This window comes from Massilia sp. Mn16-1_5 (assembly GCF_004798585.1).
Lineage (GTDB): Bacteria > Pseudomonadota > Gammaproteobacteria > Burkholderiales > Burkholderiaceae_D > Telluria.
This window is the reverse complement of the sequence record NZ_PPXQ01000041.1, coordinates 1-5325: the sequence shown is the minus strand read 5'-3', so window position 1 is coordinate 5325 and position 5325 is coordinate 1. Positions and strand designations below refer to the sequence as shown.

Sequence of the window (5325 nt, the reverse complement as noted above, 5' to 3'; positions counted from 1 at the left end):
GTCATGCCTGATGACCATAGCAAGTCGGTCCCACCCCTTCCCATCCCGAACAGGACCGTGAAACGACTTTGCGCCGATGATAGTGCTGCAACCAGTGTGAAAGTAGGTTATCGTCAGGCTAGTTATAAGAGAAAAACCCGCTGATTTCGATCAGCGGGTTTTTTTTCGTCTCAAGATGAATGGCCCTGATGGGCTGGGCGAGCACTCGCCTTCCTCGTGTCCCCCCGATTAACGAACCTCGGATGAGCAGGTGCCGCCCAGTTCTGGCATGTCCGGCGCCGGCGCATATGGCTGGCTACCGTACGACCATCGAAAAGCGCGGCGGTTCCCTATTTGCCGGCACGCCGCCGTGCACGCCCTGGCAGCACAAACCACAGGCCGACCAGCAGGGCAAAGACTGCGAGGGCGACCGTGATGCTGGTGGCCAGGCTCTCGGTGACGGCGTGGAATACGGTAAAGACGTCGAGCGCCAGTCCGCAAGCCAGCGGTGCCAGCGCGCCGCGGATCATGGTTGCCGAGACGCGCACCATGGGCGCATTCGCATGGCCGCGGCAAGCCCGGTAATAAATCGCCGGCGTCATGACCATCGCCACCGCGACGATCACCAATACCAGTCCGCCCACGTGACAGGCTTTCGCAAAACTGGCCAAGTCCTCGAAGCGCTCGCTGAACACGGCAACCGTCTGGAAACCGAACAGGGCTTGCAGGCCAGGGAGAATGACACGCGCTTCCTCGATGATATTGCGCATGTCGGCGTCGACTTTATCGAACTGTAGTGATGCTCTTTCCATCGCATCACGGTACCTGCAAACCGGCGCATTCCGCGCACGGTTGAGCTGTGGTCACGATGCCGCGAGCTGGTCCCAGCTCAGGCCGAAACGCGCCAGGTATTTCTTGAGCCGGTCCGCATCGTTCGGTTTCGCCTTGGCGCCGCGCGAGACGCCGAACAGCTTGCGGCCGGCGTCCGACAGGCTTTTCGATTGCCGGCAGACTTTTATTACTGCTTCCAGCTGCAGGGCGTCGAACAAATCCAGCTGGACCATCGCCTGCTCGCCGATCACTGCCTCGAGCGCGATGGCGTGCTCTGCGCCTCGCGCGAGCTGAGGCCGCCACAAGCGCTGCAGGCGCGCGACTTCGTCGGCCACGATCGCTTCGTTGATGCGCCCCGATTGCGCCAGCGTCGCCATGCGCGTCACCGATGCCCACAGGTCGCGGAAATTCCCGCTCCACAGCGCCTCCGGCGAACGCGCGAAGCGCATGAAGCGTGTGCGCGCCTCGCGGTTGAAACGCACCATCTGGCCGTGTTCTTCCCCGAACTGGGCGAGCAGGTAGTCGAGGTTCGGCTCGATGTCTTCCACGCGGTCGCGCAGGCCGGGCAGGGAATAGGTCCACAGATTGATGCGCGCGTACAGGTCTTCGCGAAAGCGGCCGGCCACCACGTCCTGCGACAGGTCGCGGTTGGTGCCGGCGATGAGCTGGAAGTCGCTTCGCACCTCGTGGTCGCTGCCGACCGACAGGAAGCGTTTGTCTTCGATCGCCTTGAGCAGCATCGCCTGTTCGTCCGCGCCCAGTTCGCCGATCTCGTCGAGAAATAGCACCCCCTTGTCCGCGCTCTTGAGCAAACCGGGGCGATCCGACCCCGCACCGGTGAAAGCGCCCTTGATATGCCCGAACAGCGTCGAGGCCGCGCCATCGCCATGCAGCGTCGCGCAGTTGAGTTCCACGAAGCGGCCGTCGACCTGGTGCCGCGCCTTCTTGAGCTCATAAACGCGGCGCGCGAGAAAGGACTTGCCGGCGCCCGTCGGGCCCATCAACAGCATCGGGGAGCGCGAGCGGATCGCCACGCGCTCGATTTCGTCGATCATTGTGTTGAATTCCGCGTTGCGCGTCGCGATGCCCGACTTCAGGAAGGCTACGCCCTCCATCTGCTCGCGCGAAAAGCGCTGGGCGATCTGGTCGTAGCGCGACAGGTCGAGGTCGATCAAAGTGTAACTGCCCGGCGTGCCTGCACCGGGCGTGCGCGGCGGCGAAGTCTGCACCAGCCGGCCCGGGAAGAAACGCGCTTCGGTCATCAGGAACATGCAGATCTGGACCACGTGGGTGCCGGTCGTGATATGGATCCAGTAATCCTCGTGGTCGGGATCGAAGGGATAGCGCTTCGCGAAATCGAAGAGCGCGCCGTATACCTCCTCGAAATCCCAGGCGTCGCGCATCTCGAGCGTATGGGGCACCACCTGGGTGTCGGGCGATACCGCAGCGATGTCCGCCGCCACCTCGTCCACCAGCTTCTCGTAGGGGCCGTTGTACAGCAGCTCGAAACGCGCAATGGATAAATCTTGATGCTGGGTCAGCGCAATGCTGGGCCGCCACTTGTCCCAGCGCGAGGAGCCGCGGTAGTTGTCGAGCTTCGTGCCGACGAAGCCGATCACAACGGTTTTCTTCTTTTTCATATGAGTATAAATATTTATCTTGCTGGATAATTTATCAGCTAGCCGGACTTATGTCGACACGGCGACGAAAAGGGCAAGATCGGCGTAACTTCTCATAAGATCAGATACTTACGGAGGTCGGCCAGCCGGTCACATTGGCTGGCACGGCGTTTGCAATGAGAACGCTACCTACTAGCGAACAATTGTGAGAAAAATGAAAACGACGAACACCACCAGCTACGATGTCATGGATATCCCGGGCGGCGCTCCCGTCAAGATGTGGACGCAAGGCGTACCCGTCGAGGAAGCGGCGAAGCGGCAGCTGTCGAACACCGCGCAGATGCCTTTCGTGTACAAGCACATCGCCGTCATGCCCGACGTCCACCTTGGCAAGGGCTCGACCATCGGCACCGTCGTGCCGACGCTCGGTGCGGTCATCCCGGCAGCCGTCGGCGTCGATATCGGTTGCGGCATGATGGCCGCGAAGACGACGCTGACCGCGAACGACCTGCCCGACAGCCTGTCCACCCTGCGTAGCGCGATCGAGCGCGCGATTCCGCACGGGATGTCGCCGAAGACGCGTGGACACCGCGGTCGCGACGAAGGTTCGTGGCAAACGCCGCCATCGGCAGTGGACGCCGCCTGGCTGCAGCTGAAGGATGAATTCGATGCGATCTGCCTGAAGACGCCTTCGCTGAAGAACACGAATAACTACCGTCACCTTGGCACGCTGGGGAGTGGCAACCACTTCGTCGAGGTCTGCCTGGACGAAGTCGGCTTCGTGTGGTTCATGCTGCACTCGGGTTCGCGCGGTGTCGGCAATGCGATCGGCACCCATTTCATCGAGCTGGCGAAGAAGGACATGCGTACCCATTTCGTCAACCTGCCCGACAGCGACCTGGCTTACCTGTCGGAAGGCACCCAGCATTACGACGATTACGTGGAAGCCGTGAGCTGGGCGCAGAAGTTCGCGCGCACCAACCGCGAGGTCATGATGCAAAACCTGATCGCCGCCGTGCGCCTGGTGATCAGGAAGCCCTTCGAGACCCATGTGGAGGCGGTGAACTGCCACCACAACTACGTCCAAAAGGAGCGTCACTTCGGCAAGGACGTGCTGGTCACCCGCAAGGGCGCGGTGTCGGCGCGGGCCGGTGAGCTGGGTATCATTCCCGGCTCGATGGGGGCGAAGAGCTTCATCGTGCGCGGCAAGGGGAACGAGGACAGTTTCCATAGCTGCAGCCACGGCGCCGGCCGCACCATGAGCCGCACCGAAGCGAAGCGCCGCTTCACCCTGGCCGACCAGGTGCGCGCGACCGAGGGCGTCGAGTGCCGCAAGGACGCAAACGTGATCGACGAGATCCCGATGGCCTACAAGGACATCGACGCGGTGATGCATGCGCAGCGCGATCTGGTCGAAGTCGTCCACACCCTGAAGCAGGTGGTGTGCGTGAAAGGGTGACCATCCCGCGCATGACAAGAACAAGAAAGAGAAGGGGAGACCATGATTGAACTCGACGGCGCCGCAGGCGAAGGCGGCGGGCAGATTCTGCGAAGCGCGCTTGCGCTGTCCATGATCACCGGGCAGCCGTTCCGCATCAGGGATATTCGCGCCAACCGTGCCAAGCCGGGATTGATGCGGCAGCACCTGGTGGCGGTGCAGGCGGCAGCCCAGGTGAGTGGCGCGCGCGTGAACGGGGCCGAGCTGGGCTCATCCGAACTGAGTTTTACGCCAGGACCGGTGGTGGACGGCGACTACCACTTTGCGATCGGCAGTGCCGGCAGCTGCACGCTGGTGCTGCAGACGATCGTGCCGGCACTGCTGTTTGCGCCGCAGCCGTCGACGATCCGCATCACGGGTGGGACGCACAACATGATGGCGCCGCCGGTGCAGTTCCTGCAGCATACCTACCTGCCTCTGCTCGCGCGCATGGGAGCGGAGGTCGGCCTCGCGCTGAAGCGTTACGGTTTTTATCCTGCCGGTGGCGGAGAGGTGCTTGCGACCGTGCGTCCCTGGCGGGAGCTGAGGCAGCTGGCATTGATGGAGCGCGGTGCATATATTGGCGGACGTGCCGATGCTCTGGTGGCCGGGCTTGCGCCGCAGGTCGGGATGCGCGAGCTGGATTGTATCGGCGAAGCCATGGAATGGGGGAGGGAGCAGTTGCACCTGCAACGCCTGCCCGCGGAGCAGGGGCCAGGCAATGCGGTGTTGATTAGGCTCGACTATGAACACGTGACCGAAGTGTGCGTCGGATTTGGTGCCAAGGCGGTGCGGGCGGAAGCAGTTGCGCAGGAAGCGATCATGCAAGCACAGGCTTATCTGGCTTCCGATGCGGTGGCCGACGAGCACCTGGCGGATCAGTTACTGCTGCCGATGGCCCTTGCCGGCGGTGGACGATTTACCGCCACGACAGTCTCGATGCATACGGAAACGAATGCCGCGCTCATTAGTAAATTCTTGCCGGTCGACATTTATTTCGAACGCGGAGAACGGAGCAATCTGTGTGTGGTGAAAAGCACTTGCCAGCCGAGCTAAGGCTTCGCTATAATTCGCGTCCGCTTCGGCGCTGTGCTGCAAACGTTAACGAAATCAAGTAGTTAAGCCTGCAACAAGCGACGAAGAGGAAAAAAAGAGGTTGACGAAAAACGCAAAACACTGCATAATCTCATCTCTCTGCTGCTGACGAACAAAACGATTCGCAGAACGCAGCAAGGCAGTACCGAATAAGTTCTTTAACAATTAACAGTCGATAAGTGTGGGCGTTTGATGAAGGTGCCAGCTGACTTGTTCAGCTGATTACTTAAATTATCAAATGTTCGCACAAAGTATTAAACGTTGTCTCAGCAATGAGATGACGGTCAGTATTTTGAGTGAGCGACTCCGCAGCAATGCGGATGA

General features: G+C 61.1%; 4 protein-coding genes and 1 rRNA gene. 3 read left to right on the top strand and 2 right to left on the bottom strand.

The features are described from left to right. The first annotated feature begins 6 nt into the window (after window positions 1-6). Window positions 7-119, top strand: a 5S ribosomal RNA gene (gene rrf, locus C2862_RS24885). 210 nt (window positions 120-329) lie between these two features. Here the strand turns inward: rrf and C2862_RS24880 are convergent. Both C2862_RS24880 and rtcR read right to left on the bottom strand, forming a co-directional pair. Then, complete coding sequence (locus tag C2862_RS24880) at window positions 330-791, bottom strand: DUF6328 family protein (protein ID WP_136223728.1); 462 nt, start codon at window positions 789-791, stop codon at window positions 330-332. A gap of 51 nt (window positions 792-842) precedes the next feature. Next, a complete protein-coding gene (gene rtcR / locus C2862_RS24875; protein WP_136223726.1) occupies window positions 843-2450 on the bottom strand; it encodes an RNA repair transcriptional activator RtcR in 1608 nt (535 codons plus the stop codon). Window positions 2451-2643: 193 nt separating this feature from the next. Here rtcR and C2862_RS24870 point away from each other — a divergent pair, with 193 nt between their 5' ends. Continuing rightward, window positions 2644-3888 (top strand): RtcB family protein, encoded by a 1245-nt coding sequence (locus C2862_RS24870; protein WP_136223724.1) that lies wholly within the window; start codon window positions 2644-2646, stop codon window positions 3886-3888. Between the two features lie 42 nt (window positions 3889-3930). After that, complete coding sequence (gene rtcA / locus C2862_RS24865; RefSeq protein WP_136223722.1) at window positions 3931-4962, top strand: RNA 3'-terminal phosphate cyclase; 1032 nt, start codon at window positions 3931-3933, stop codon at window positions 4960-4962. The last annotated feature ends 363 nt before the right edge of the window (window positions 4963-5325 follow it).